Annotated in this window: 22 protein-coding genes and 2 pseudogenes; 15 read left to right on the top strand and 9 right to left on the bottom strand. The window is 64.5% G+C overall.

Features of this window, described 5'->3' with window-relative positions:
• Nucleotides 1-33 precede the first annotated feature (33 nt).
• The 3 genes from pcsA to AB4Z51_RS08800 all read left to right on the top strand — a co-directional run bounded on the left by pcsA (nucleotide 34) and on the right by AB4Z51_RS08800 (nucleotide 2,588).
• Complete coding sequence (gene pcsA, locus AB4Z51_RS08810; RefSeq protein WP_167767898.1) at nucleotides 34-801, top strand: phosphatidylcholine synthase; 768 nt, start codon at nucleotides 34-36, stop codon at nucleotides 799-801.
• The gene (locus AB4Z51_RS08805) at nucleotides 798-1,532 is read left to right on the top strand and encodes a TerC family protein (protein WP_063983222.1); all 735 of its coding nucleotides are present in this window, start codon (nucleotides 798-800) and stop codon (nucleotides 1,530-1,532) included. Before pcsA ends, AB4Z51_RS08805 begins: the two co-directional genes overlap by 4 nt.
• 81 nt (nucleotides 1,533-1,613) lie before the next feature.
• Complete coding sequence (locus AB4Z51_RS08800; protein ID WP_014495182.1) at nucleotides 1,614-2,588, top strand: quinone oxidoreductase family protein; 975 nt, start codon at nucleotides 1,614-1,616, stop codon at nucleotides 2,586-2,588.
• A gap of 105 nt (nucleotides 2,589-2,693) precedes the next feature.
• On the opposite strand, the gene AB4Z51_RS08795 is transcribed toward AB4Z51_RS08800, so the two are convergent.
• From AB4Z51_RS08795 to AB4Z51_RS08785, 3 genes and pseudogenes are all read right to left on the bottom strand, one after another.
• Nucleotides 2,694-3,884 carry an acetylornithine transaminase gene (locus tag AB4Z51_RS08795; RefSeq protein WP_441497301.1) on the bottom strand — a complete coding sequence of 397 codons (1,191 nt, stop codon included), beginning with the start codon at nucleotides 3,882-3,884 and terminating at the stop codon, nucleotides 2,694-2,696.
• Nucleotides 3,885-4,171: 287 nt separating this feature from the next.
• Nucleotides 4,172-4,774, bottom strand: a complete 603-nt coding sequence (locus AB4Z51_RS08790) for a tetratricopeptide repeat protein (protein ID WP_439036669.1) — start codon at nucleotides 4,772-4,774, stop codon at nucleotides 4,172-4,174.
• Nucleotides 4,758-5,093: pseudogene (locus AB4Z51_RS08785) on the bottom strand (tetratricopeptide repeat protein); the annotation flags it as partial. The pseudogene AB4Z51_RS08785 and the gene AB4Z51_RS08790, both read right to left, overlap by 17 nt.
• A gap of 349 nt (nucleotides 5,094-5,442) precedes the next feature.
• On the opposite strand from AB4Z51_RS08785, the gene AB4Z51_RS08780 reads away from it, so the two are divergent.
• The 5 genes and pseudogenes from AB4Z51_RS08780 to AB4Z51_RS08760 all read left to right on the top strand — a co-directional run.
• The gene (locus AB4Z51_RS08780) at nucleotides 5,443-6,393 is read left to right on the top strand and encodes a hypothetical protein (protein ID WP_225048847.1); all 951 of its coding nucleotides are present in this window, start codon (nucleotides 5,443-5,445) and stop codon (nucleotides 6,391-6,393) included.
• 42 nt (nucleotides 6,394-6,435) lie between these two features.
• Nucleotides 6,436-7,203 carry an SH3 domain-containing protein gene (locus tag AB4Z51_RS08775; RefSeq protein WP_439036668.1) on the top strand — a complete coding sequence of 256 codons (768 nt, stop codon included), beginning with the start codon at nucleotides 6,436-6,438 and terminating at the stop codon, nucleotides 7,201-7,203.
• A 142-nt stretch (nucleotides 7,204-7,345) separates the two neighbouring features.
• A complete protein-coding gene (locus AB4Z51_RS08770) occupies nucleotides 7,346-7,777 on the top strand; it encodes a MerR family transcriptional regulator (protein WP_071913796.1) in 432 nt (143 codons plus the stop codon).
• Complete coding sequence (locus AB4Z51_RS08765) at nucleotides 7,710-8,129, top strand: carboxymuconolactone decarboxylase family protein (RefSeq protein WP_014495189.1); 420 nt, start codon at nucleotides 7,710-7,712, stop codon at nucleotides 8,127-8,129. Before AB4Z51_RS08770 ends, AB4Z51_RS08765 begins: the two co-directional genes overlap by 68 nt.
• Nucleotides 8,126-8,251, top strand: a pseudogene (locus AB4Z51_RS08760) (hypothetical protein); the annotation flags it as partial. The gene AB4Z51_RS08765 and the pseudogene AB4Z51_RS08760, both read left to right, overlap by 4 nt.
• 207 nt (nucleotides 8,252-8,458) lie before the next feature.
• On the opposite strand, the gene rimO reads toward AB4Z51_RS08760, so the two are convergent.
• Entirely contained in the window at nucleotides 8,459-9,784 is a 1,326-nt protein-coding gene (rimO, locus tag AB4Z51_RS08755; RefSeq protein WP_441497300.1) for a 30S ribosomal protein S12 methylthiotransferase RimO, read from the bottom strand.
• 111 nt (nucleotides 9,785-9,895) lie between these two features.
• Here rimO and AB4Z51_RS08750 point away from each other — a divergent pair, with 111 nt between their 5' ends.
• The 5 genes from AB4Z51_RS08750 to AB4Z51_RS08730 all read left to right on the top strand — a co-directional run bounded on the left by AB4Z51_RS08750 (nucleotide 9,896) and on the right by AB4Z51_RS08730 (nucleotide 15,849).
• Complete coding sequence (locus AB4Z51_RS08750; RefSeq protein ID WP_027559205.1) at nucleotides 9,896-10,486, top strand: ANTAR domain-containing response regulator; 591 nt, start codon at nucleotides 9,896-9,898, stop codon at nucleotides 10,484-10,486.
• Nucleotides 10,483-11,646, top strand: coding sequence for a CmpA/NrtA family ABC transporter substrate-binding protein (locus tag AB4Z51_RS08745; RefSeq protein ID WP_135213665.1), 1,164 nt, complete (start codon nucleotides 10,483-10,485; stop codon nucleotides 11,644-11,646). The genes AB4Z51_RS08750 and AB4Z51_RS08745 overlap by 4 nt, the downstream gene beginning before the upstream one ends.
• 333 nt (nucleotides 11,647-11,979) lie before the next feature.
• Nucleotides 11,980-13,761 carry a NirA family protein gene (locus tag AB4Z51_RS08740; protein ID WP_441497299.1) on the top strand — a complete coding sequence of 594 codons (1,782 nt, stop codon included), beginning with the start codon at nucleotides 11,980-11,982 and terminating at the stop codon, nucleotides 13,759-13,761.
• Nucleotides 13,758-15,365 carry a sulfite reductase subunit alpha gene (locus AB4Z51_RS08735; RefSeq protein WP_135213663.1) on the top strand — a complete coding sequence of 536 codons (1,608 nt, stop codon included), beginning with the start codon at nucleotides 13,758-13,760 and terminating at the stop codon, nucleotides 15,363-15,365. The genes AB4Z51_RS08740 and AB4Z51_RS08735 overlap by 4 nt, the downstream gene beginning before the upstream one ends.
• 331 nt (nucleotides 15,366-15,696) lie before the next feature.
• Nucleotides 15,697-15,849 carry a hypothetical protein gene (locus AB4Z51_RS08730; protein WP_014495196.1) on the top strand — a complete coding sequence of 51 codons (153 nt, stop codon included), beginning with the start codon at nucleotides 15,697-15,699 and terminating at the stop codon, nucleotides 15,847-15,849.
• Here the strand turns inward: AB4Z51_RS08730 and AB4Z51_RS08725 are convergent, their stop codons facing one another.
• From AB4Z51_RS08725 to pxpB, 3 genes are read right to left on the bottom strand one after another with little or no spacing between them, the layout of a single operon-like run.
• A complete protein-coding gene (locus AB4Z51_RS08725; RefSeq protein ID WP_135213662.1) occupies nucleotides 15,850-16,620 on the bottom strand; it encodes a LamB/YcsF family protein in 771 nt (256 codons plus the stop codon).
• 32 nt (nucleotides 16,621-16,652) lie between these two features.
• The gene (locus AB4Z51_RS08720; RefSeq protein WP_441497298.1) at nucleotides 16,653-17,690 is read right to left on the bottom strand and encodes a biotin-dependent carboxyltransferase family protein; all 1,038 of its coding nucleotides are present in this window, start codon (nucleotides 17,688-17,690) and stop codon (nucleotides 16,653-16,655) included.
• Nucleotides 17,687-18,418 carry a 5-oxoprolinase subunit PxpB gene (gene pxpB, locus AB4Z51_RS08715; RefSeq protein ID WP_071913808.1) on the bottom strand — a complete coding sequence of 244 codons (732 nt, stop codon included), beginning with the start codon at nucleotides 18,416-18,418 and terminating at the stop codon, nucleotides 17,687-17,689. The genes AB4Z51_RS08720 and pxpB overlap by 4 nt, the downstream gene beginning before the upstream one ends.
• 258 nt (nucleotides 18,419-18,676) lie before the next feature.
• Here pxpB and AB4Z51_RS08710 point away from each other — a divergent pair, with 258 nt between their 5' ends.
• Nucleotides 18,677-19,375: a ribonuclease activity regulator RraA gene (locus AB4Z51_RS08710; protein ID WP_008129640.1), complete on the top strand. Its 699-nt coding sequence runs from the start codon at nucleotides 18,677-18,679 to the stop codon at nucleotides 19,373-19,375.
• Between the two features lie 18 nt (nucleotides 19,376-19,393).
• Entirely contained in the window at nucleotides 19,394-19,798 is a 405-nt protein-coding gene (locus AB4Z51_RS08705; RefSeq protein ID WP_135213661.1) for a (R)-mandelonitrile lyase, read from the top strand.
• Between the two features lie 142 nt (nucleotides 19,799-19,940).
• On the opposite strand, the gene AB4Z51_RS08700 is transcribed toward AB4Z51_RS08705, so the two are convergent.
• Together AB4Z51_RS08700 and AB4Z51_RS08695 are read right to left on the bottom strand one after the other, a co-directional pair.
• Complete coding sequence (locus AB4Z51_RS08700) at nucleotides 19,941-20,297, bottom strand: hypothetical protein (protein WP_135213858.1); 357 nt, start codon at nucleotides 20,295-20,297, stop codon at nucleotides 19,941-19,943.
• A 180-nt stretch (nucleotides 20,298-20,477) separates the two neighbouring features.
• The coding region (locus tag AB4Z51_RS08695) for a DUF2147 domain-containing protein (protein WP_441497297.1) at nucleotides 20,478-20,905 on the bottom strand (428 nt) is incomplete at its 5' end.

Raw genomic sequence — 20,905 nt, 5'->3', positions numbered from 1 at the left:
ATTTTGTGGCGAATTGTGCGACCGCGCGCCGCAATGGCGGATGTGCAAACCGGTCCCATTCTGATAGCAGAAGCCATGGATACCCAAGAGGATTCCCTGAAGCCGAGACCGGCGATACGCGCCGCGGCCTTCTCGGTGCACATCTTCACCGCATTCGGCGCGGCCATCGCGCTGCTGGCGATGCTGGAGGCCGTGCGCGAGCATTGGGCGGCGATGTTTCAGTGGCTGGGCGTTGCCCTGATCATCGATGCGATCGACGGGCCGATCGCCCGCCTGCTGAAGGTCAAGGATGTGCAGCCGAACTGGTCGGGAGACGTGCTCGATCTCGTGGTCGACTTCGTCACCTATGTCTTCGTGCCGGCCTATGCGATCGTGGCGAGCGGGCTGTTGCTGCCGGTGGCCGCGCCGCTGCTCGGCATCGCCATCATCGTCACCAGCGCATTATATTTTGCCGATCTGCGCATGAAGGCGGACGACAATCATTTTCGCGGCTTTCCGGCGCTGTGGAATGCGGCGGCGTTCTATCTGTTCCTGCTGCACTGGCCGCCGCTGGCATCGACGCTGCTGGTCGCGGCGCTTGTCGTGCTGACCTTCGTGCCGTTCCACGTGCTGCATCCGGTCCGGGTGGTTCGGCTGCGCTGGCTGACGATGTCGCTGATCGCGATCTGGGCCGTGCTCGGCCTCTATGTGCTGGAGATGGATTTTCGCGTCGGCACCGGCGTGACCATCGTGCTCTGCGCCATCGCGCTCTGGATCAGCTTCAGCGACGCATTGATCCGCCTGGCAAGATCCTTCGCATGATGCACCTCCTCACTAGTCCTGAAGCCTGGGCCGCGCTGCTCACCTTGACCGCGCTCGAGATCGTGCTCGGCATCGACAACGTCATCTTCCTGTCGGTGATCGTCTCGCGCATCCCCGAGAAGCAGGCCCACCGCGCCCGCCAGATCGGGCTCGCGCTGGCGCTGATCTTCCGCATCATCCTGCTTAGCCTGCTGGTCTGGCTGATCGGCCTGACCGCGCCGGTGTTTTCGTTTTCAGGTTACGGCTTCTCCTGGCGCGATCTCATCCTGATCGGCGGCGGCCTGTTCCTGATCGCCAAGGCGACGCACGAGATCCACGCCGAGGTCGAAGCCGATGACGGCGAGGGCGATCGGGAGTCCGGAGGCAGCGCGTTCTTCTGGGTGATCGTCCAGATCATCGTCATCGACATCGTGTTCTCCCTGGACTCGATCATCACCGCGATCGGCATGGCGCAGGACATCGAGATCATGATCGCGGCGGTCGTGATCGCCTGCCTGATCATGTACATTTCATCGGGGCCGGTGTCGCGGTTCGTCGCGGAGCATCCGACCACCAAGATGCTGGCGCTGGCGTTCCTGGTGCTGATCGGCGTCGCGCTGGTCGCGGACGGATTCCAATTCCACATTCCGCGCGGCTACATCTACTTCGCAATTGCGTTCTCGGCGGCGGTGGAATTCTTCAACGTGCTGGCGAAGCGCAACCGCAGGAAAGTCCGCAAGTCGTCCGTTTAGCCGTTCCAATCTGGGTCGAGTTGACAAGGCGGGCGCGATGTCTTTCGCTCAGCGGCGAGAAGACCGAGAGGAGGTCAGGTGATGACCAAAGCCGTCCGTGTGCACAAGGTCGGAGGCCCCGAAGCCCTGGTCTATGAGAGCGTCGATGTCCCGGCGCCGGCTTCCGGCGAGGTGCGCATCCGCCAGCATGCGGTCGGGTTGAACTTCATCGACGTCTATTATCGCACCGGCCTCTACAAGGCGCCGGGGCTGCCCTTCATCGCCGGCAACGAGGCCTCGGGCGAGGTCATCGCCGTCGGGCCCGGCGTGACACATTTCCATCCCGGCGACCGCGTGGCCTACTACCACAATCTCGGTGCCTATACCGGCGAGCGCAACATCCCCTGGGAGAAGCTGGTCAAGCTGCCCGACCACATCACGCACGAGCAGGGCGCCGTGCTGATGCTGAAGGGGCTGACGGTCTGGTATCTCCTGCACAAGACCTTCAAGGTCGAGCCGCACCATCGCGTGCTGATCCATGCCGCGGCCGGCGGCATCGGCCTGTTGGCCTGCCAATGGGCGAGGGCGCTTGGCGCGCACGTCATCGGCACCGTCGGCTCGCGCGAGAAGGCGGAGCTTGCGGAGGCAAATGGCTGCGACCACGTCATCCTCTACAACGAGGAGGATTTCGTCGCGCGCGTGAAGCAGATCAGCCGCAACGAGGGCTGCGACGTCGTCTATGACGGCGTCGGCAAGGCGACCTTCCCGGGCTCGCTGTCCTGCCTGAAGCCGCGCGGCATGTTCGTCTCGTTCGGCAATGCCTCGGGGCCCGTGCCGCCGTTTTCGATCGCCGAGCTCAACAATCACGGCTCCCTGTTTGCGACGCGGCCGAAGCTCAACGACTACGTCGGCACGCGCAAGGAGCTGCTGGAAGGCGCCGACACGCTGTTCGCCGCCGTCATCAACGGCAAGCTGCACGTGCCGATCAACCACGCCTACGCGCTCAAGGACGCCGCCAAGGCGCATATCGATCTCGAAAGCCGCAAGACCACCGGCGCGTCGATCCTGAAGCCGTAGTCTCTCGTCATCCTCGGCTCCCGAGTCCCGGACGCGCCGCAGCGTGAAACGCTGCTGCGCAGAGCCGAAGGGGCGCTGCGCTGCGTCCGGGGCACGAGACTGGCCTCACGCCACCCGTCTTGCCGCGCCGGCCCTGGTCAAAATCCCGTCGAGACAATCGATCATCTCGACGATCTCGGCCCGCGTGACGTTCAGCGCCGGCATGAAGCGCAGCGTGTCGAGCTGCGGCGCGTTCAGGAGCACGCCGGCCTCGAACGCCTGCGCGACGATGCCTGGCGCGATCGGCAGCTTGAGGTCGAGCGCGAGCAGGAGGCCACGTCCCCGGACGCCGCCGAGGCCGTGCCGGGCCGAGACCTTCTRCAACTCGCTTTCGAGCAGCAGGCCGGTCTCGGTGACCGTCTTCAGGAAGTCGGGCTTGCTGATCTCTTCCAGCACCGCGAGCCCTGCCGCGCACATGATCGGGTTGCCGTTGAAGGTCCCGCCTTGATCGCCGTGCTCGAAGCAGGAGGCACGTTCGGTTGCCAGCAGGGCTGCGAGCGGCACGCCACCGCCGATGCCCTTGCCAAGCGTCATGATGTCGGGCGCGATGCCTGTGTGCTCGTAGTGGAAGAGTTTTCCGGTCCGGCCCATGCCGGTCTGGATCTCGTCAAAAATGAGCAGCAGGCCGTGCGCTTCGGTGAGCGCGCGCAGTTCCTTCAGGAACTGATCGGTTGCGGGCCACACGCCGGACTCGCCCTGGATCGGCTCCAGCATCACCGCGACGGTGTTGTCGTTGATCAGCTCCTCGACCGAGGCGATGTCGTTCAGCTTCGCCTTCTTGAAGCCGGCGACCTTCGGCTCGAACAGCGGTTCGAACGCCTTCTTCCCCGAGGCCGACATCGTCGCCAGCGTCCGGCCGTGGAAGCCGCCTGCGAAGCTGATGATATCGAACGCGCCGTTCCTGTGCAGGCTGCCGTATTTACGCGCGAGCTTGATCGCGCCCTCGTTGGCTTCCGCGCCCGAGTTGGCAAAGAACACCTGGTCGAACGCGCTGTTTGCGACAAGCCGCTCGGCAAGCTTCAGGCTCGGCTCGTTGTAGAACGCCGGGCTCGGCGTCAGCAGCCGCTTGGCCTGCGCGGAAAGCGCATCGGCGATCGCGGGCGGGGAGTGACCGAGGCAGTTCACGGCCCAGCCCTGCACGAAATCGAGATAGCGCTTGCGGCTGTCGTCCCAGAGGTAGGAGCCGGCGCCGCGGACGAACACGGCCTTGGGCCGTGCGGTGATGTCCATCAGCGCGTCATACGGATGCGTGGTCATGTCGAACTCCTGTGGGGACGGGGGTGGAAAAGGGGCGCAAAAAGCAGAAAGGCCGCACCTTGCGGGTGCGGCCTTTCTCGAAAACTCGGCTGAATTCAGTGGTTCAGCGGCGTCGTCGGACATGGCGCACCCTCTCGTCGTCGCGGAAGCGACGGCGGAGCATTTCGGTGCGCTGATGGGTCCGAGCGTTGATCATGGGGCGGGTCCCTACAGCCGAAGGGCAGGGCTTGTCAAGCGGGCGTTTTGAAGAACACCCGTCCGGCGTGCATCGGCGAGATGGGAGCACGTCACTGAACGCAGTAGCGCGCAAAACTGTCCGCGATGCCGGCGTTGATTGCCTTGGCGGCCGCGATGTCTTGCTCAGCGCCTTCGCTGTCGCCCTTCTTTCGCTTCGCCAGTCCGCGGCCGTAGAGGGAGCCGTCGAGCTCAGGCTTTGCGCTCAGCGCCGCGTCGTAATCCGCAATCGCCGCGTCGAGATTGCCGAGCTTCAGATACGTGAGGGCGCGGCTGTCCAGCGTATAGGGGTCGTTGGGAGCCATCCGCAGCGACTGCTCGCAATCGGCCAGCGCCTCCTGCAGGCGGCCAAGGATCGCACGCGTCATGCAACGCGAATTGAACACGCCCGGATAGCTCGCATTGGCCTTGATCGAGCGATCGTAATCCTCCAGCGCCTGCGCATAGTCGTGGGTGTCGAAATACATGTTCGCGCGCGCAAAGAAATCGCGATCGTTGTTCGGACTGAGCTGAAGCGATTTTGCGAAGTCGGCCAGCGCACGCGCACGGTCGCCGCGGTCGCGGAAGACTCGCGCGGTTGCCGTAGGCCGGGCCGTAATTCGGGTCGAGCTTGATCGAGAGATCGAAATCCGCCAGTGCGCGAGCGTCGTCGCCATGGTTGCGATAGGCAGTGCCGCGATTGAAATAGGCCAGCGCAAATTTAGGGTCGAGCTTGATGGCCTGATCGTAGTCGGCCATCGCATGCTCGTAGTCGTTCTTGTGGATGTGGGAATTGCCGCGGTTGTTGTAGTAGAGCGCGTCGCGGGAATTCAGCCGAATCGCGCGCGTGTAGTCGGCAATGGCGTGGTCGGTGTCGCCGAGATCGTCATGGGCGATGCCGCGATTGTACCAGAGGTCGGCGTCTTTCGGATCGAGATCGATGGCACGGTTGAAGTCCGCCAGGGCACGCTCCGTGTCGCCTTTTCGCCGAAACATCTCGCCGCGATTGGCCAGCGCCCGCACATTCGAGGGATCGGCCTTGAGCACGGCCGAGCAGCCGGCGATGCGCTGGTCCTCGCGGTCCCCGTCGTCGTCGCTATAGCACCATTGGCGTGCCTGCGCGGCTGACGGCGATCGCGCGGTGGCGGGGGCGGACAGGGCGAACACGGCCATTGCGATGCCGATCGCAGACAGCTTGAAGAGAATCCTTGACGTTTCAGTGTGTTTCATTGTTTTCCACATCGAAACCATTGCGCCTCTAGCGCGTTTGTGATCGAAGGACGCGACTTGGTTCGAACCGAATGCATCACGGATCAGACCAAGAAGGCGGGACCAACCAGATAGTTTGAAGACCTTGTCCGATACGCCTTATCCAATCGACCTCGACAGCATTCGCGGCGCGTTTCCGCCGGGCATCGAGGCGCCATCCCTGCTGGTCGACTTTGCCGATTGGCTGAACGGGCGCCCGTGGGGCAGCGTCGGCCGTTTCTCCCTGCAAGGCCAGTTCTCCGATCAGGCGCCGATCTTCGACGGCAGTCCCTTGCGCGACAGGTTTTCACTGTTCATGCGGCTGCCGGATGGCTCGGCCGTCGGCGGCTGGTATGGCGCGGGTCTTGATCGCGACAATCCGCCGATCGTGGGGCTGGGCTCCGAGGGCGATTACGAGCTGCTCGCGCCGAGCCTCGACGGCTTGCTGGCGAAGCTGACGTCGCAGCAATTCGACAAGGCCTGGAGCGATCTCAAGCCGCATGACGAGGTCGAGTGTCAGACGGACGAGCTCGCGAAATGGCTTGCCGGGCAGCCGATCGGCGACAAGGCGGCATGTGACGACGGTGCCGCGGAGCTTCCCGATTTCCGCGGCTTCGTGGAAAAATGGAGCCGGGATCGCGAAGACTATTGGGCCAATCATCGCTTGATGGCCGAGCTCGGCTGGCGGCTCGCCGCGCATCTGCCCAAGGGCAAGAAGCCCTGGGACAAGACCCGCTTCGAGGTCGCGATCGTCGGCAAGCAGTATGAGGCCCGCGTCCTGACCCTCGGCCCGCAGCCGTTCGAGGAGGCCGCCTCGATCGAATCGCTGCTGCGCGATCTGCGCGAGGAGATGCGCAAGGCACAGCCCGAGCTCGGGCTGTGGCACGCGATGAAATTCGGTCTCTATGTCGACGGCCGCGTCATGCCGAACTTCGAATACGATGTGCGTCCGATCATCGGCGGCGAGCCGGCGCAGCTCTCCGAAGCAAAGGCCGATCTCGCGCGCGCCCCGCGCCCGGAGCGGTGGGTGCCGAAATGGCTGGCGTGAAGGAACACCGTCAGAATCCCGTCACGGAGCCGTGCAATCAGGTTGCTGATTGAATTAGCTTCTCGTCGGGGTAGTTCGCTGATGCGCGGCCTTTGTCACCGGTTGATTGTCGCGATCCTGCTGATGTCAGCGGCCTCGGCCGCAGACGCGCAAGCCGAGCTCGTGGAAAGCGCCGTTGCCGACCTTCCGATCGTGCTGGCTACCGATCCCGCGCTCACGCGGCCTCACGTGATCACACCGGACGAAAAGAAAAACAGCGATGAGGCCGATGCTGGCGGCGTTATTCTCACCTACGTTTTTGAAACGAAGCTTCGCCTTCGGTCGGAGAGGTACTTCCTGGTTGTCTGCAGCTCCGGCGGTAGTGCCGACTACAATTGCGTATTTAACCTGATTGGAGGCGCGGGCGATCTCTATCAAGACCAGATCGAAGGCCTCCGATTCGAGATACCCGGCGACGGTTGCGTCTACGCCTCCGGTCACGTCAATACGATGTTCGACCATCGACGCAAGTACTGCCTTGACGACGACCGATTGAAGGAGGTTAACCAGCCGTTTCATTACGTCGGCCTCAAGTCAAAGACGCTGCATGACTTGACGTTCTATTTCGATAAGGCTGCGACGAATGCGGTCGGCACCATTCCGAAGGGTGAGTTCGTTGAGGTGCTCGTCGCAAGCGACCGACGTGAGGAGGACTCGTCCGAGCGCTACCATTTCCTCGTTCGGAACAAGAATGGACTGACTGGTTGGGTCAGTCTGGCCGGAGGTCAGCAAGCGGAAGACATCGAGGGGATCCTTTTTGCCGGCGACTAGTCGCGTCGAACCGGTATTCTTCTGCTGTCGCGCCGTCTTGACCTCGCGGGAACGGCACCTTCGATCCCCCTTGCGATCCCCCTTGACTTAGAGTGCGCTCGAAGGGGTATCTGTACGTGCGTCAGTACGAGAACGGGCACACATGAAGATCGGCGACCTCGCAAAACGAACCGGCTTGTCGACGCACACGTTGCGTTATTATGAGCGCGTCGGGCTGCTGCCATACGCAGACCGGGATCGTTCCGGCCAGCGTGACTTTGACGCATCGATCCTCACATGGATCGCATTCCTCGGTCGGCTCAAGACCACGGGAATGCCGATCCGGGACATGTTGCGTTATGCGGCGCTTCGTGATGAAGGCGATGCCACCGGGCCAGCCCGGCGGCAGATGCTGGAAATCCACCGGGAACAGGTTCGCACGCAGATTGCCGAACTCCAGGAATGCCTGCTCGTCCTTGATACCAAGATCTCCGGTTATGCCGGCGATGAACAGAGGACGAAGGAAAATGACGCACGCCCAAACACAAGCCGAAAGCCGCTTCGATCGCGGCCAGCGGGCCCTGTCACGCATTGACGGCAGAGCCGGCGAAAAGGTCGTCGCCTCACTCGCCGACATCGCTCCGGATTTCGCACGATACGTGATCGAGTTTCCCTTCGGCGACATTTACAGCCGCCCGGACCTCGGCCTGCGCGATCGAGAGATCGCGACGATCGCCGCGCTGACGGCGCTCGGAAATGCCGCGCCTCAGCTCAAAGTGCATATCGAGGCGGGTCTGAACGTCGGGCTGTCTCGCGACGAGATCGTGGAGATCATCATGCAGATGGCCGTCTATGCGGGCTTCCCGGCGGCGGTGAACGGGCTGTTCGCAGCCAAGGAGGTGTTTTCCGCGCATGACGGACGGCAGGCATCGGGAGAAGCGACATGACGAACTTCGAATACGTTGTGCGCCCGACCATCGACGGCGAGCCCGCCAAGCTGACCGAAGCCCAGGCCGATCTCGCCCGCGCCCGACGCCCGGAGCGCTGGGTGCCGAAATGGCTGGTTTGACGGAGCTGTAGCCCAGCGACGGTCTGCTCCCTGCAAGCTTGAGGCAACAGAGGCTTCCACAGCGTCATGGCCGGGCTTGTCCCGGCCATCCACGCATTGCCCAGTGGCACGAAGAACGTGGATGCCCGGGACAAGCCCGGGCACGACGACCTTCTTCATATCCGGTTGCAGCGACCCGCAAGAGAGGTGACGCGATCGTTGGCGCCGTCAGAACCCTGCGACGCTGCCGTGCAGGTCGTRTTGGTCGGCGCGCTCGATCTTCGCGGTGACGATCTCGCCGACGCGCAACGGGCGGCGGCTCGACAGGTAAACCGCGCCGTCAATCTCCGGCGCGTCGGCCTTGGAGCGGCCTTTTGAAACCGTCGGGCCGACCTCGTCGATGATGATCTGCTGGCGCGTGCCGACCTTGCGTTTCAGCCGGCGCGCGGAGATCTTCTGCTGGCGGGTCATCAGCGCGTTGTAGCGCTCCTGCTTGATCTCTTCGGGCACGGGGTTCTCGATCGCATTCGACGTCGCACCGGCAACCGGCTCGTATTTGAAGCAGCCGAGGCGATCGATCTCGGCCTCATCCAGCCAGTCGAGCAGATAGGCGAAATCGGCATCGGTCTCGCCGGGGAAGCCGACGATGAAGGTCGAGCGCAGAGCAAGATCGGGACATTCCTCGCGCCAGCGCTTGATCCGCGCCAGCGTCTTGTCCTGCGCTGCGGGGCGCTTCATCGCCTTCAGCACCTCGGGGCTTGCATGCTGGAACGGGATGTCGAGATAGGGCAGCACCTTGCCCTCGTTCATCAGCGCGATGACCTCGTCGACATGCGGGTAGGGGTAGACATATTGCAGGCGGACCCATGCGCCGAGCTCGCCGAGCTCGCGCGCGAGGTCGAGGAATTTGGCGCGGACCTGGCGATCCTTCCACGGGCTCTCGGCGTATTTGAGATCGACGCCGTAGGCCGAGGTGTCCTGCGAGATCACCAGCAGCTCCTTGACGCCGGCACCGACGAGGCGCTCGGCCTCGCGCAGCACGTCATTGGCCGGACGCGAGACGAGGTCGCCGCGCAGCTTCGGGATGATGCAGAACGTGCAGCGGTTGTTGCAGCCCTCGGAGATCTTCAGATAGGCGTAGTGGCGCGGCGTCAGCTTGATGCCCTGCGGCGGCACCAGATCGAGATGCGGATTGTGGGCGGGCGGCAGCGCGCGATGCACGGCGTCCAGCACGCTCTCATATTGCTGCGGGCCGGTGATGGAGAGCACGCCGGGATAGGCTTGCTCGATCTGCTCGGGTTCCGCGCCCATGCAACCGGTCACGATCACTTTGCCGTTCTCGGCCATGGCCTCGCCGATCGCCGAAAGCGATTCCTGCTTGGCGCTGTCGAGGAAGCCGCACGTATTGACGATGACGATGTCGGCCCCGTCATGCTTGCGGGCGAGCTCGTAGCCCTCGGCGCGCAGGCGCGTGATGATGCGCTCGGAATCCACCAATGCCTTGGGACACCCGAGCGACACGAAGCTGACCTTGGGCGCAGCCGTCTGATCCATATCTGATCTGCCTGATTGACAGGCCTGAGCTAGTCCCAATTGCCCATAATTACAACCCTTTGCATCGCCCTCCGGCATGCTATGGATGAATCGCCGGGTGGTGAGTGAGCTATGAGCGCCGAACAGTCGCCTAAAATCGTGATTGTCGACGAAAGCCCGATCCGGGCTGCGATCCTCGAGGAGGGGTTGCGGGAGGCCGGATTCACGCAGGTCGTCCATATCCGCGAGATGCAGAGCCTGCTCGCCCGTATTTATGCGGTGGATCCCGACATCATCCTGATCGATCTGGAAAACCCCAGCCGCGACGTGCTTGAGGCGATGTTCCAGGTCAGCCGCGCCGTGAAGCGGCCGATCGCGATGTTCGTGGACCAGAGCGATTCAGCCTCGATCCAGGCGTCCGTGGAGGCGGGAGTATCCGCCTACATCGTCGACGGGTTGAAGAAGGAGCGCATCAAGCCGATCCTCGACCTCTGCGTGTCCCGCTTCAACGCCTTCGCAAAACTCCAGGAGGAGCTGGAGCGCACCAAGTCGCAGCTCGAGGACCGCAAGATCATCGAGAAGGCCAAGGGAATTTTGATGAAGGTCAAGGGCCTCACCGAGGACGAGGCCTACGTGCTGCTGCGCTCCACGGCGATGCGCGAGAAGAAGAAAATCGGCGAGATCGCGCAGTCGATCATCACCGCGTCGGAGATGCTGAAATGACCGGTCCCCTCCGCATCGGGTTCATCCCGCTGGTCGACGCCGCCGCCCTGATCGTCGCCGTCGACAAGGGCTTTGCCGCCGCCGAAGGGCTCGAGGTCGAGCTGGTGCGCGAGGTCTCCTGGTCCAACGTGCGCGACAAGCTCAATATCGGCCTGTTCGACGCCGCGCATCTGCTGGCGCCGGTGGCGATCGCGTCCTCGCTCGGGCTCGGCCACGTCAAGGTGCCGATCGCGGCGCCCTTCAATCTCGGTATCAACGGCAACGCGATCACAGTCTCGCCGGCGCTCCATGCCGCGCTGATGGAGGAGATCGACGGTGACCGCTTCGATCCGCTTGTCACGGCGAAAGCGCTGGCGAAGGTCGTCGCGAAGCGGCGCAAGCTAGGTGCCGATCCGCTGACCTTCGGCATGACCTTCCCGTTCTCGACCCACAATTACCAGCTGCGGTTCTGGATGGCGGCGGCCGGCGTCGATCCGGATGAGGATGTGCGTCTCGTGGTGCTGCCGCCGCCCTACATGGTCGATAGCCTCGCCAATGGCCATGTCGATGCGTTCTGCGTCGGCGCGCCCTGGAACTCGGTCGCGGTCGATCTCGGCATCGGCCACATCCTGCATTTCGTCTCCGACATTCTCTTGCGCGCGGCTGAGAAGGTGCTGGCGGTTCGCCAGGTCTGGGCCGACAAGCATCCGGATGTGGTGGCAGCGCTGGTGCGCGCGGCCGTGAAGGGCGCCGAGTTCATCGAGAATCCCGCGAACCTGTCTGAGGCGGCGCGGATCCTGGCGCAGCCGGAACGGATCGGCGTCGATGCCGAAGTCATCCAGCGAACCCTCACCGGGCGCCTGAAGATTTCTCCCGACGGCACCCTCCGCGAGAGCGGTCGCTATCTCCTGGTTGGACGCGAAGGGGCAGGGCGCCCCGATCCGGTTCAGGCGGCCTGGCTCTATGCGCAGATGGTGCGCTGGGGGCAAACGGCGTTGACGCCTGACGGCGTCAGGACGGCGATGGCCGTGTTCAGGCCCGACCTCTACGACGCAGCCCTCGGTCAGCAATCGCCCGCTGAAGCCCCCGCGGCGTTCGGGGCATTTGCGGGCCCGGCCTTCGATCCCGGCAACATCCGGGGGCATCTGGAGGCCTTCGAGGTCGGACGCTGGAAGGCCTGATTCGGTCCTGCATCGTTTTTGGGCGGAAGAGATCATCGGCTAAATTTTGGGCCGCCTGCTCGAATTTCATGAGGGTTCCGGACCGCGATTTTCCGGGCTCGTCTGTATCCATCTGAAATCAAAGAAATTTTCATTTCATTGAAGCTGGCACGCAACTTGTATGTTGCAGTGCGGCCAGCTTGTCACAGACGCCTGCTGAGCCAAGTCCCGCAGCAACGAAGCTGACCGGACCGTTGGGTGCGCAGCCGGCTTCTTGAGCCAGCCGAGTTCCTCGCGGGTCGCGCAATTTTCCGTCGATGCCACCCGGTGGCCGCAGGAGCTTCGTTACCGACCATGAAAATCGATACGCTCTCAGTCGACTTCTCCGACGAGCAGAAACGCTATCTCGAAGGCTTCACGACCGGTTTGCAGATCAGCCGGGTCGGTCGCGGTCTCGGCSGCAGTGCCGGCAAGGCCAATGCCGAGCCCACGGGCCCCGACGCCGTCCACATCAAGGCGCAGGACAAGGTCATCGCAGCCGGCAAGAAGCTCGCCGACCAGGAGAAGTTCAAGCGCGACGAGCATCCGTTCGATGCCTATCCGCGACTGCGGCAGCAGGCGCTCGACAACACGCCGCCGAGCCCTGCGGACAATTTCCGCTGGCGCTATTACGGCATCTTCTACGTCGCGCCGACGCAGGACTCCTACATGTGCCGGCTGCGCATCCCGAACGGCATCATGAAGCACTGGCAGCTGTCCGGCCTTGCCGATCTCGCCGACGATCTCTGCGGCCCGTACAGCCACGTCACGACGCGCGCCAATCTCCAGCTCCGCGAGATCCCGCCGAAGAATGCGATCAGGCTGATCGAGGGCATCCAGGACCTCGGCCTGTGCTCGCGCGGCTCCGGCGCCGACAACATCCGCAACGTGACAGGGACGCCGACGGCCGGCATCGACCCGCAGGAACTGATCGACACGCGCCCCTATGCGCGTGAGTGGCACTACCACATCCTCAACGACCGCTCGCTCTACGGCCTGCCGCGCAAGTTCAACGTCGCCTTCGACGGCGCCGGCAGGATCGCGGTGCTGGAGGAAACCAACGACATCGCCTTCACCGCGTTCGAGGTGAAGGACGGTTTTGGCGTCGAGCCCGGAATCTGGTTCCGCCTTGGTCTCGGCGGCATCACCGGACACAAGGATTTCGCAAAGTACTCCGGCATCATCGTCAAGCCGGAGGAGGCCACCGCCGTCGCCGACGCCATCGTGCGCGTGTTCATCGATCAAGGTGACCGCACCAACCGCAACAAGGCGCGTTTGAAATACGTGCTCGATGCCATGGGCCACGACGGTTTCCTTAAACTCGTCGAGGAGCGGCTGAAGACCCCGTTCACGCGCGTGCCGGAAGAGGCGTTTGCGCCGCGGCCAGCCGCGGACCGCATGGCGCATATCGGCGTGCACAAGCAGAAGCAGGACGGCTTGAACTGGATCGGCGTCTCGCTGACGCTCGGCAAGATCAGCTGCGATCAGATGCGGGGTCTGGCCAAAGTGGCGCAGGACCTCGGCGACGGCGAGATCCGCCTGACCGTCTGGCAGAACCTGCTGATATCGGGCGTGCGCGACGAGAATGTCGAGCTCGCCATTGCGGCGATCAAGCAGATCGGGCTCGCGGTCGAGGCCTCGCACATCCGCGCCGGCCTGATCGCCTGCACCGGCAGTGCCGGTTGCCGTTTCGCGGCTTCCAATACCAAGCGCAATGCCGCCGAGATCGGCGACTGGTGCGAGCCGCGCGTCGCCATGGACAAGCCGGTCAACATCCACGTCACCGGCTGCCATCATTCCTGCGCGCAGCATTACATCAGCGACATCGGCCTGATCGGAGCGCGCGTGCCGATCAACGACGAAGACACGGTGGACGGCTATCACCTCTTCACCGGCGGCGGGTTCGGTCCCGATGCGGATGTCGGGCAGGAGGTCTATCACGACCTCAAGGCCGAAGACGCGCCGAAGACGGTCGAGGGACTGCTCAAGGCCTATATCGCCCACCGCTCGTCGCCCGACGAGACCTTCCTGTCCTTTGCGCGCCGCCATGATGGCGAAACGCTGCGCAAGCTTGCCGATGCACAGGTGTCCGCATGAACCAGATCACGCCTCCGCCGAAACTCGACATCATTCCCGCCAGCGCGCCGTTCTCCGACGCGCAGCGCTCCTGGCTCAACGGCTTCTTTGCCGGGCTGCTGTCGCCTGATGTGGCCACGCCGCTGTCGGCGGAGCAGGGCGCCGCCGTCATGCAAGCCGGTGATGGCGACGACGGTGAAGCGCCATGGCACGACCAGACCATGCCGATCGCGGACCGGATGAAGCTCGCCGAAGGCCGTCCCGTGCGCCGCAAGATGATGGCCGCGATGGCGCAGCAGGATTGCGGCCAGTGCGGCTACAATTGCCACGACTATTCGGAGGCGATCGCCACCCGTAGCGAAGCACGGCTCAATCTCTGCGTCCCCGGCGGCAAGGAAACCGCGCGGATGCTGAAGTCGCTGTACGAGGAGCTGGACAAGGCGCCGGCGGCCAAGTCGGCCGACAAGGTGGATGCGGTGGCGGCGCCGGCCGTGACGGTGACGATCGCCGAGCCCGGCCGCTCGCGCGACAATCCGATCGCGGCGACATTCCTGTCGCGGCGCCTGCTCAACAAGGGGAAGTCGGAGAAAGAGACCTATCACGTCGAGTTCGATCTCGCCGAGAGCAAGCTCGACTATGTCGTTGGCGATAGTTTCGGCGTGTTCGCACGCAATGAGGTCGGCCTCGTCGATCAGATCATCGCGCTGCTGGGCGCCTCCCACACCACCAAGGTCAACGGCAAGACGCTGCGCGAGGTGCTGATCGACGACGTCTCGCTGTCGCCGGCGCCCGACACGCTGTTCGAGCTGATCTCCTTCATCACCGGCGGCGCGCAGCGCGAGAAGGCGCGGGCGCTGGCGCAGGGCGAGGATCCCGATGGCGACGCCGCCACGCTCGACGTCATGGCGGCGCTCCAGAAGTTTTCGGGCACGCGGCCGCATCCGGAGGCCTTCGTCGAGGCGCTGGAGCCGCTCCAGCCGCGGCTCTATTCGATCTCGTCCTCGCACAATGCGACGCCGGGAAAACTGTCGCTGACGGTGGACTCCGTGCGTTACGTCATCGGCAAGCGCAAGCGGATCGGCGTGGCCTCGACCTTCCTCGGCGAACGCATCGCCGAGGGCGAGAAGCTCAAGGTCTATGTGCAGAAGGCACATGGTTTCGGCTTGCCGCAGGATCCGAAGACGCCTGTCATCATGATCGGCCCCGGCACCGGAATCGCGCCGTTCCGCGCCTTCCTGCTCGATCGCAAGGCGACCGGCGCGCCCGGCAAGAACTGGCTGTTCTTCGGCCACCAGCGCAGCGATTGCGATTTCTTCTACCAGGAAGAGCTCAACGCGATGAAGACCTCGGGGCTGCTGACGCGCATGTCGCTGGCCTGGTCGCGCGACGGCGAGAAGAAGTTCTACGTGCAGGACCGTATGCGTGAGGTCGGCCGCGAGGTGTGGACCTGGCTTGCCGAAGGCGCGCATCTCTACATCTGCGGCGATGCCAAACGCATGGCCAAGGACGTCGAGCGCGCGCTGGTCGACATCGTCGCGCAGTTCGGGGCACGTTCTACGGATGAGGCCGTCAGTTTTGTCGCCGAGCTCAAGAAGACGGGCCGCTTCCAGGCTGACGTCTACTAAGGCGCGAGCCGATCAGCGCAAATCGTCCCGGCGGCGCAACCGCCGGACGTCGCGCCGCCGGGCCGTTTCTACTGTGCATGGGGTTGTTTTCGACAATTTTGTTTGGAGGGGGTCTGAATGCCTCCGCCCGGCTGTCATCTCACCGTCATTCGGGCCGGTTCCAGCTGGCTCGGATCTTAACGAATAAGATTCTCGGAACCCTCGGGTGCAGAGAATTTGCGCCTGCGACGGGGCGCCTTCAGAGAACCTCCATCGCTATTTTCGCCGCCATCTTGCCTCCTGCCAGGGTTGATCCTTCATACTCCCACAAATGGGGCGTTGGAGATCGACCATGCGCGAACTATCGGCGGAAGCCAGGCTGCACTTCTACGCGCGCTCGCTCTCGCGTCGGACCGGGGCGAGCATGCACCACGTTGGGCTCTACAGCGCCTTCGCGGTCATCGCCGCGATCGTGTTCGGCACGCTCTCGGTGCACCCGTTCTGATTACGCCCCGCGCTTGAACGGCGCGACCTCGATCCCCGCATCCTTCAACGCCTGACGCAGCGTGCGCGCGATCTCGACGGCGCCGTGCGTGTCACCGTGGATGCACACCGTGTCCGTGCGCATCTTGATCACCTTGCCCGTCACCGACACCACCGCGCCGTCCTGCACCATGCGCACCACGCGATCGGCAATCGCCTTGGCATCGTGCAGCACCGCGCCGGGCTTCTTGCGCGAGACGAGGTTGCCGTCGTCCTCATAGGCGCGGTCGGCGAACACCTCGTGCACCATCGGCAGATTGGCGTCTTCGCCGGCCTTCACCAGCTTCGAATTGGCGAGCACGACGAAGATCAGGCTCGGATCGACCGCCCTGATGCCGGCGGCGATCGCCTTGGCCGTCATGTCGTCCTCGCAGGCGACGTTGGAGAGCGCGCCGTGCGCCTTCACATGCGTGACCTTGTGGCCGGCCGCGGTCGCGATCGCCTGCAACGCGCCGATCTGGTAGGCGACAAGGTTCTCGATCTCGGAGGCCTTCAGGCCCGCGATCGGATGCCGGCCGAAACCGTGCAGGTCGCGATATCCGGGATGGGCGCCGACCGAGACGCCGCGCGCCTTCGCCAGTTCCACCGTCCGGCGCATGATGTCGGGGTCGCCGGCATGGAAGCCGCAGGCGACGTTGACCGAGCTGGCAAGGTCGATCATCGCGGCGTCGTTGCCCATCTCCCACGCGCCAAAACCTTCGCCGAGGTCGCAATTGAGATCGATCGTCTTCATGGGGTGCTCTCCGCCTCTGGTCGTCTTGTCGCTTACGGCTCCGCCGTGACCTGCCAGGTCCCGGCATCCATAGCGCTCACCGCATAGCCCGCGACATTAGCATCGCTGAGCGCCTCGATGTTCAGCTCGACGGTATCGGAAGAGCGCAGGCGATCGGGCAGGTTGCGGATGAGTTGCGCGAACTTGCGCGCCTCCTCCTGCGCCTCGGCCATGGTGACCTCAAGGAAGCGGAACGCGGTTCCCGCCGAGGTTTGCGCGAGGCGGCCGACATCGGCCGTGATCACGGTTGCGATCTTCGGATAACCGCCGGACGTGCCGCGATCCATCATCAGCGCGATCGGCGAGCCGTTGCCAGGGACCTGGATGCTGCCGTTGACGGTGCCGTCGGAGACGATGTTGTGGCCATGCAGATGCTTGATCGCCGGGCCCTCGAGCCGGTAGCCCATGCGGTCGGAGGTCGCCGAGATCTTCCACTCGCTATCGAGGAACAGCGCCTTGTTGGCGTCGTCGAACTCGTCGTCCTGCGGTCCGAGCAGGACGCGGATCGGGCCTTTTGCAGGCTTCGGTAGCTCGATGCGCAGCTCGGGCGCGCCGCTTGCGGCATCGACTGTGAACTCATCGCCGGCCTGCAGCGGGCGCGGGTAGGGGCTGCCGAGGCCCGCGCGGGCGTTCACCGCAAGGCTGCCGAACACCAGTTCGCCTTTGATCCCGCCTTCGATCGCCAGATAAGTGAACGCGCCGCCGCGGGCAAAGCCCAGCGTCAGCGTCTCGCCGTCCTTGAGCGTCACTGACGTGTCCATGGCCACCGGCTTACCGGCGACGTCCGCATTGCGCGGCGCGCCTGATATCGCGACGCGCACGGCGCCGTCTTTGGCAGTGAACGTGGCGCCGAAGGGGCCGATCTCGACGACGGCCGCAAACGGCTCGTTGCCGACCAGCGTGTTCGCTGCCGCCAGCGAAAGCCGGTCCATCGCACCGCTGACCGTCAGGCCGTAGCGCTGCGCGCCGTGGCGGCCGCCGTCCTGGACGGAGCTTGCGGGACCGATGCTGGCGATCACGAGCCGGCTCATGCGACCACCTGCTCGGCGATGATCTCGCCAGCCTCGGCGGCGCGATCCTGTTCCTCGAAGGTCTTGTGGTCGATGGCAAAAAACGTCACGCGATCACCGGGTTCGGTGAGAAAGGTCGGATTCCGGTGGAGTTGATAGGTTCTGACCGGCGTGCGGCCGAGCAGGTGCCAGCCGCTTGGCGCGGCCAGGCATTGGATTCCGGCCTGGATGCCACCGATCGAGATCGTGCCGGCGGGCGTGAACAGCCGCGGACTCTGCCGCCGCGACATGTGCAGGGATTTGTCGAGGCCGCTGAGATAGGACCAGCCCGGGGTGAAACCGATCATGGCGACGCGGTAGTCGCCGGCGACGTGGCGGGCGACGATGTCGTCGGGCGTGGTGTTCAGCGCCTTGGCGACATCCTCGAGGTCGATGCCGTGTTCGCCGCCATAGGCGACGGGAATGCGCCAGCGCCGCGCCTTCGCGGCCGGCGGCAGCGGCTGGCTGGCGAGCGCGAGCAGCTTTTCGCCGAGCGCGTCGAAGCCGATCTTGCCGGGATCGTAATGCACCAGCAGCGAGCGATAGGTCGGAACGGTCTCGGTGATGCCGTCGATGGGGCTTGCTGCGAGCGCCTTGTCGAGCGCGAGCACGCGCTCGTTGGCGGCGTCATCGATGGTGCGGCTGAATTCGACCGTGACGGCGCTGTCGCCACTGGGCAGAAGGCGGGGCGGGGGAAGCGTCGCGGCCATGAGCTGTCGAAGGGCTGTCGAAATCGGGCTTCTCAGGAAATGCGGGCTCATCCTTGAGTTCCGCTTTTCCTTGCTTCGCGTAAATGCGCCCGCAAGTCCAATAAATTAATGCAAGGGGAAACGATAAAGCGTTGTTATCGCGTCGCATAACAGCCCAGCGGCCCTGCGTTCTTGCTGGCTCTTTGGCCCTTGACGCAAGGGCTGCGGCTCGCAAGATGCGCGCGTTCTTTCCCGCCCATCCGGAGCTCGTTCTCGTCCATGTCGCTGTCCCCCGAAGCCCGCAAGACCCTCGCCGGCATCACCACTGCCACCATCACCACGGTCCTGCTGAAGAAGGGCCTGCGCAACGTGTGGATGCGCGGCGCGCGTCCGCTGCGCCCGGGCCTGCCGCGGCTGGTCGGGCCGGCCTTCACGCTGCGCTTCGTGCCGGCGCGCGAGGATCTGGCGACGCCGGAATCCTGGTCGTCGCCGATCTCGACCCGCACCGCGATCGAGGCGATGCCGGACGGCTGCATTGCCGTGGTCGATGCCATGGGCATCACCGATGCCGGCATCTTCGGCGACATCCTCTGCGCCCGCATGATGAAGCGCGGCGTGACCGCACTCGTCACCGACGGCGTGGTACGTGACGTCGAGGGCGTGCTCGGCACCAATCTTCCGGTGTGGTGCGACGGCTATGCCGCGCCGCCGTCGGTTGCAGGCCTCACCTTCGTCGGCTGGGGCGAGCCGATCGGCTGCGGCGGCGTTGCGGTATTCCCGAACGACATCGTGGTCGCCGACCAGGACGGCTGCGTGCTGATCCCGCAGGCGATGCTCGATCACGTGCTCAATGAGGGCGTCGAGCAGGAGCGGATGGAAGCCTGGATCGTCAACGAGGTGAACAACGGCGCGGTGCTGCCGGGCCTCTATCCCATGAACGCCGAAACCAAGGCGCGCTACGCCGCCAGCAAGAAGTAACAGGAAACGAGGTATCCCATGGAAATCACCGTCGCAGGCACGCGGCCGACCCGCCGCGCGCCCAAGGAAAATTTTACGGGCACCGTGTTGCAGGACCCCGTGATCATGGCGCCGGCGCCGGCGCGGCTGAACTGCTCGCGCGTCACCTTTGAGCCGGGCGCGCGCACCAACTGGCACCACCATCCGCTTGGGCAGACGCTCTACGTGATTTCGGGCGTCGGCCGCGTCCAGACCAAGGGTGGCCCTGTCAAGGAGATCCGTCCCGGTGACACCGTCTGGATTCCGCCGGGTGAACTGCACTGGCACGGCGCCTCGCCAAACAACAGCATGTGCCACATCGCCATGCAGGAGGCGCTCGACGGCGTCTATTCGACCTGGCTGGAGCCGGTGACCGACACGGAGTACGGCGCGCCGCTCGGCTAATCTCTCGTGCCCCGGATCCAATGCAGCGCGTAAGCGCGGCGTTGCCGATCCGGGGCCCGCAAGCTTCCTCAAAGCAAGTGCCCTTGGGTCCCGGCTCAGTGCAGCAACGCTGCGCGTTGCAGCGCGTCCGGGACGCGGCAAATCACATCCGCTCCGCCGTCCACGTGCCCGTGCACAGGGGGCCGCGCCATGTGCCGGAGCCTGAAGTGCCGCTGAGCCGGCCGAAGCCGACGGCGCGTTTGATCCCGGTGCTCAAGGTGACATTGATGCTGCCGGCATCGGCCACGCGGCCGGATGCTGAAACCACAGCGCTGCTCGATGCGATCTGACCGTTGCTGATGCCGATCGAGACCGTTGCGCCGTTACCGCAAGTCTCGCTCGTTGATGAGATGCGGACATTCCATGCGCCGTCGAAGGTGGAGGTCGCCGCGCCCGCCTGCGTCAGCGGGACGGCGATGGCGACAATGCTGGCGAAGAGACCTTTGCAAAATCCGTTCATGACACGCCCCGTTGGTTGACCATGGGGGGATCGTGGCATGAGCGCGGAACCCGCGATGTGAGGGCTGTCACGTGCGCAAGGGGCTCAGTGAGGTGGCGCACTCCGCAAAGAGATCGCGGGCAAAAGCAAAGGGGCCCGGATCGCGGGCCCCTTGTCTCGGTTCGAACGTCGAAGCCGGACTCAGTTCACGCGCGTCCAGGTCTGGCCGCCGCAGAACATGCCGCCGAAGGCGCAGCCCTGCACGCGCAGGCGGTCGGTGCCCTTCATCGCGATCGTGGAATCGTAGGTCGAGCCGGAGTTGGGATCGAGGATGCGGCCGGACCATTTCTGATCCTTGTTCTGGTCCTTGGCGGGTTTCATGTTGATGAGGACCTGCTCGCCGTTCTGGTTCGATTTGCTGTCGACCGAATAGCCGCAGAGATTGGTGCCGCATTGCTCGATGCGGACCTTGCCTTCCTTCTCCTCGGTGAGCCAGATGCCGAGCGGTGAATTGAGATCGCGCGCGGGCGCGGCTGCGGGAGCCGGCGGCGCGACGGCAGCCGCCTGAACGGGTGCGGGGGCCGGCGCCGGAGCGGGGGCTGGAGGCGGCGCCGGGGGGGCAGCAGCCA

The organism is Bradyrhizobium sp. 2TAF36 (assembly GCF_052114925.1).
Taxonomy (GTDB): domain Bacteria; phylum Pseudomonadota; class Alphaproteobacteria; order Rhizobiales; family Xanthobacteraceae; genus Bradyrhizobium; species Bradyrhizobium barranii.
Note: the sequence above shows the minus strand (reverse complement) of the source record. Positions and strands in the feature narration are given on the sequence as shown.

Bases quoted from the DNA above. Each gene is read 5' to 3' on its own strand.
- AB4Z51_RS08805 (WP_063983222.1), top strand. From the start codon at position 798: ATGATGCACCTCCTCACTAGTCCTGAAGCCTGGGCCGCGCTGCTCACC.
- AB4Z51_RS08725 (WP_135213662.1), bottom strand. From the start codon at position 16,620: ATGAAGACGATCGATCTCAATTGCGACCTCGGCGAAGGTTTTGGCGCG.
- AB4Z51_RS08705 (WP_135213661.1), top strand. From the start codon at position 19,394: ATGGAAATCACCGTCGCAGGCACGCGGCCGACCCGCCGCGCGCCCAAG.
- AB4Z51_RS08730 (WP_014495196.1), top strand. From the start codon at position 15,697: ATGCGCGAACTATCGGCGGAAGCCAGGCTGCACTTCTACGCGCGCTCG.
- pxpB (WP_071913808.1), bottom strand. From the start codon at position 18,418: ATGGCCGCGACGCTTCCCCCGCCCCGCCTTCTGCCCAGTGGCGACAGC.
- AB4Z51_RS08735 (WP_135213663.1), top strand. From the start codon at position 13,758: ATGAACCAGATCACGCCTCCGCCGAAACTCGACATCATTCCCGCCAGC.
- AB4Z51_RS08790 (WP_439036669.1), bottom strand. From the start codon at position 4,774: ATGGCGACGACGCTCGCGCACTGGCGGATTTCGATCTCTCGATCAAGC.
- AB4Z51_RS08770 (WP_071913796.1), top strand. From the start codon at position 7,346: ATGAAGATCGGCGACCTCGCAAAACGAACCGGCTTGTCGACGCACACG.
- pcsA (WP_167767898.1), top strand. From the start codon at position 34: ATGGCGGATGTGCAAACCGGTCCCATTCTGATAGCAGAAGCCATGGAT.
- AB4Z51_RS08765 (WP_014495189.1), top strand. From the start codon at position 7,710: ATGACGCACGCCCAAACACAAGCCGAAAGCCGCTTCGATCGCGGCCAG.
- AB4Z51_RS08750 (WP_027559205.1), top strand. From the start codon at position 9,896: ATGAGCGCCGAACAGTCGCCTAAAATCGTGATTGTCGACGAAAGCCCG.
- AB4Z51_RS08745 (WP_135213665.1), top strand. From the start codon at position 10,483: ATGACCGGTCCCCTCCGCATCGGGTTCATCCCGCTGGTCGACGCCGCC.
- AB4Z51_RS08720 (WP_441497298.1), bottom strand. From the start codon at position 17,690: ATGAGCCGGCTCGTGATCGCCAGCATCGGTCCCGCAAGCTCCGTCCAG.
- AB4Z51_RS08710 (WP_008129640.1), top strand. From the start codon at position 18,677: ATGTCGCTGTCCCCCGAAGCCCGCAAGACCCTCGCCGGCATCACCACT.
- AB4Z51_RS08700 (WP_135213858.1), bottom strand. From the start codon at position 20,297: ATGAACGGATTTTGCAAAGGTCTCTTCGCCAGCATTGTCGCCATCGCC.
- AB4Z51_RS08800 (WP_014495182.1), top strand. From the start codon at position 1,614: ATGACCAAAGCCGTCCGTGTGCACAAGGTCGGAGGCCCCGAAGCCCTG.